This is a genomic window from Neochlamydia sp. TUME1, from assembly GCF_000813645.1.
In the GTDB taxonomy this organism is placed as follows: Bacteria; Chlamydiota; Chlamydiia; order Chlamydiales; family Parachlamydiaceae; genus Neochlamydia.
Genome location: NZ_JRXI01000044.1, coordinates 1 through 4721 on the forward strand (window position 1 = coordinate 1; position 4721 = coordinate 4721).

Annotated in this window: 2 protein-coding genes; both read left to right on the plus strand. The window is 38.2% G+C overall.

Annotation, left to right across the window (positions count from 1 at the left end):
* Positions 1-293 precede the first annotated feature (293 nt).
* Positions 294-557, plus strand: a complete 264-nt coding sequence (locus DB41_RS12480) for a PHP domain-containing protein (RefSeq protein WP_255350896.1) — start codon at positions 294-296, stop codon at positions 555-557.
* A 2-nt stretch (positions 558-559) separates the two neighbouring features.
* On the plus strand, positions 560-4042 hold the full coding sequence (gene dnaE, locus DB41_RS01995; RefSeq protein ID WP_255350897.1) for a DNA polymerase III subunit alpha: 3483 nt from the start codon (positions 560-562) through the stop codon (positions 4040-4042).
* Positions 4043-4721 lie beyond the last annotated feature (679 nt).

Here is a 4721-nt window from a genome sequence, read left to right on the forward strand (position 1 = left end):
GAACTGTTACCTTTTAATTAGGCTTTTATAAATCTATAAAAAAGAGCGTTGAAAAAGAACCTAGCCCCCCTTAGAAAATAAATTTTATTTTCCAAGGGTTTTTATCTCTCATTCTTCAAGCTTTTCTTCTTGCAAGGAGTTTAAGTCATCATCCTATCTAAAAGGCTAAAGAGCTTAAAAGAAATCGCATCTTACTAAATTTCTAATAGCCTTTTATTTGTTTGTTTACTCGATCTCATCAGATACGGTATACTCGATCCTAAATTCTTCAATAATTGCGATAGATTATATTTATGTGGGTTCCCTTACATGTCCATTCTCAATTTTCCATCTTAGATGCTGCTGCTGATGTACATGCTATTGCCAAAAAAGCAGCTTTTTTTCATATGCCTGCAGTAGCTTTAACAGATCATGGTAACATGTTTGGAGCTATTGATTTTTATAAGGCCTGTAAAGATGTGGGTGTTAAACCCATCTTAGGCTGTGAGTTTTATGTAGCACCCGACTCGCGATTTGACAAAAAAAAGAATATGGAGCACGTACTAATTTTCATTTAACTATTTTAGCTAAAAATAAAGCTGGTTATCACAACTTATGTAAATTAACTTCCATCGGTTATCTAGAGGGATTTTACTACCATCCACGCATCGATCATGAAGTGCTTAAGCTTCATAGTGAAGGATTGATTTGTCTATCAGGTTGCCAAAGTAGCTTAATTGCTTATGAAGCTTTAAATGGCACAAAAGATAGCTTAATAAGCAAAATCCGTTGGTATCAAGAGCTCTTTGGAGACGATTATTATCTTGAATTACAACGCCACCGGATGACAGATCAAGATATTCGCCAGGACGGCTTGCCTCAAGAAACCTGGCTTCAGCAATATTATCAAGACTATATACAAAAACAAGAAAAAATTAATGCCACTCTTATAGAAATATCTAAAGAGCTTAACATAAAGACCGTTGCTACAAATGATAGTCATTACATTGAACGTGCTGATTGGCGCGCTCATGAGATCTTACTTAATATTCAGTCTGGGGAGCCTACAGAAATGTGGGAAAAAGACTCGTATGGCAACCCAAAATTTCGCGTGCCTAACCCCAAACGTCGTACTTATCCCTCTCATGAATGCTATTTTAAATCTCCTCAACAAATGGCCGAGCTTTTTAGCGATTTTCCAGAAGCTCTATCCAATACCTTGGAAATCGCTGAAAAATGTAATGTGGCTATTGATTTCAAAACCAAGCATTATCCCATTTACTTACCTCCTTCTCTTGAGGGAAAAAATTACACTAAAGAAGAGCAAGCTGAGGCCGTAAAAAATTATCTATGGCAATTATGCGAGGAAGGTATTTCCAAGCGGTATACACCTGAACGTTTAAATAAAATAAAAGAGATCTTTCCTGAGAAAGATCCTCTTCACATCGTGCAAGAGCGCTTGAAATATGAGATGGACATTATTGTTCCCAAAGGGATGAGTGACTACCTGCTGATTGTATGGGATTTTATCAATTGGGCCAAACGTCAGGGGATCCCTGTAGGACCAGGTAGAGGGTCGGGGGCTGGTTCTATTGTGCTTTATCTTATTGGGGTGACCGATATTGAACCCCTACGTTTTCATCTATTTTTTGAGCGTTTCATCAATCCTGAACGGCTTTCTTATCCTGATATTGACGTAGATATTTGTATGGACGGGCGCAGTGAGGTAATTAACTATACCCTTCAAAAATATGGTAAAGATAATATTGCGCAGATCATTACTTTTGGCACCATGAAAGCGAAGATGACCATTAAGGATGTAGGACGGGTATTAAGTGTTCCTTTGGTTAAGGTAAATGCGATTGCTAAACTCGTACCGGATGACCTTAATATAACCCTTGAGAAAGCTTTAGAAAAAGATCCAGATTTACGGGCCATGTATGAGCAGGACGAAGATGCTCAACGTATCATCGATATAGGTAAAACTTTAGAGGGATCTATTCGCAATACAGGCATTCATGCTGCAGGCATCATTATCAGTGGAGAGCCGCTAACTAACTTCATACCTATCTGCCTTTCTAAAGATTCTGATATGCCAGTGACTCAGCTCTCCATGAAACCTGTTGAATTAGTGGGAATGCTAAAGGTGGACTTTTTAGGCCTTAAAACATTGACCGCTATTCATATATGTGTAAAGGCAATCTATAAAAGGGTGGGTAAAGCCATTGATTGGATTAATCTTCCTTTAGATGATCAGCCTACCTTTAATCTTTTAAACCAAGGAAAAACTTTAGGCATCTTTCAGCTGGAATCTGCAGGCATGCAAGATTTGGCGCGCCAGCTCCATTTGGATAAGTTTGAAGAAATTATTGCCGTAGGAGCTCTCTACCGCCCAGGCCCTATGGATATGATTCCTTCTTTCATTAATAGAAAACATGGTCGTGAGCCCATTGAATATGACCATCCATGGATGAATGATATTCTTGCAGAAACCTATGGCATTATGGTTTATCAAGAGCAGGTGATGCAGATAGCTAGTAAACTTGCCAAATTTTCGCTAGGTGAAGGGGATGTACTGCGGCGTGCTATGGGTAAAAAAGATATGGATCAAATGCTTCAGCAACGAGAAAAATTTCGTTTAGGTTCGTTGGAAAATGGGATTGATGAAGAAACCTCGATGCAAATTTTTGATAAAATGGAAAAATTTGCTGCCTACGGATTTAATAAATCCCATGCAGCTGCCTATGGGTACCTCTCCTATGTGACTGCCTATCTGAAAGCTAACTATCCTAATGAGTGGATGGCTGCTCTCATGACGTGCGACAGTGATGATTTAACAAAGGTAACTAAATTCATTGGGGAATGCCAAGAAATGGGTATCGCCATTTTGCAGCCAGATGTTAACGAAGCGCATGCTACGTTTTTTGCTACTCCTCAAGGAATTCGTTTTGCCATGGCAGGTATTAAAGGAGTGGGAGAAGGAGTCGTGGAAGCTATTATTAAGGAAAGAAATAGAGGCGGTCCTTATACGAGCTTATATCAATTTATTAAAAGAATTGATAACACGAAAGTAGGCAAAAAGGTCATTGAAAACTTGGTGGATGCAGGATGTTTTGATTTTACTAGCTGGTCGAGAGATAGCTTAAGACAAAGTATTGATCCTATCTATGAAACTGTGCTAAAAGAAAAGCAAGAAGCTTCAGCTGGCGTCTTATCCCTTTTTACTTTGATGGGAGAGTCCTCCGAATCTCGTTTTATTCATCCTCCTGAAGTAAAAAAGAAGACCTCCCGATTAGATACTCTTTTACGAGAAAAAGAACTTTTGGGCTTTTTTCTAACCGGTCATCCCATGGATGCTTATCGTGAGATTATCACACGGCTTTCTTGCATACCTTTAAGCCATGTTCAAAATCTAGAGCACAATGCTGTCTTTCGGGCAGCTTTGATTGTAGAAACAGCTGAAATACGAGTCTCTTCTAAAACACAGAAAAAGTTTGCCATCTTGATGGTTAGCGATGGCATGGATCGTTATGAGATGCCTATATGGTCTGATTTATTTGAGCAGAAAAGCTTATTGTTAAAAGAAAATCAATTATTATATGCAGTCATTCAAGTAGATAAAAAGGAAGACTCTCTTCGACTTTCTTGTAAATGGATCGATGATTTAACTAAAGCTAATGAAGCGATGGTAGAAGAATGCGATCGGGCTTTTGATAAAGCTAAATTACAAGCAGCACGTTTTGCAAAAGCTATAGGAGAGGGGCGAGATAAAAAAGTAGAAAAATCAAAGGCCGTGCTAGAAAAAAAGAGAGAAGTAATGAAAGAGTCTAAGACTTTGTCTTTAAAAATAGATTTGGACAGTGTGCGTTTAACACAAATAATGCAACTTAAAGGGTTATTTGTAGAACATCGTGGAACCACGCCCATTCAATTAGAGTTTCATTGCCAGGAAGATGTGCATGCCATTTTACATATTGAAAGCCGCTGGGGGGTAACTTTAACGCCTGAATTAGAATCCAAGCTTAAATCACTTCCCTTTATTAAGAGGCATTCTTTGAATTAAATTATTGCGCTATTCTTCTTAATAGAAGGCATATCCTAGCAAATAAAAGAAAGGCTGAACTAGCGTTTGGCAAAGCCTCATAAATTTTACTTGTTCTACGTCATAGCCTAATCTAGACTAGGCAAGTATTCTTTCTATAATCCATTCTTTTTGCTTACAGATCAATCCTTTTAGCTTAAGATTTTTTAGCCCATGATAAATCTCTTTTTCCCCCTATGCTTTATAGAACCGTGATCTTTCCCCATATCTCAGAATAAAAGAATTTTGGTAAGGAGGCCCTAAGCCTCTTTAAGGATAATTTTATAGCTTTCTTCCAAATAAGTAAGCCTACGAAGAGCATTGAAGCCGATGAGTTAATAGCAAACTAGAGGATTTTTTAAGCTGCTAAAGAGCGTAAGAACCGCGTATGGAGCTCGCACTTAGGATAGTCAAGCTTTTTGCCAATCATTTGATGTGTGTGAGGGATAGATCCTGTAGTACTTCTATGAAGAGGAGGAAGGCTAAGCCAAGAGACCGGCACTCCTTGGATGAAAAAAAGAAAGGATGCTTTAAGAGTCCTTCAAAGCTTAGGTAGTCCGACATGATTTAAAGGGTGTTTCATGCTTGAACAATATTTTGAGAGCATTTTTTCTCCCCAATTACTATAATTTATTTACGCTTAACTCATTATAAAGCTCTT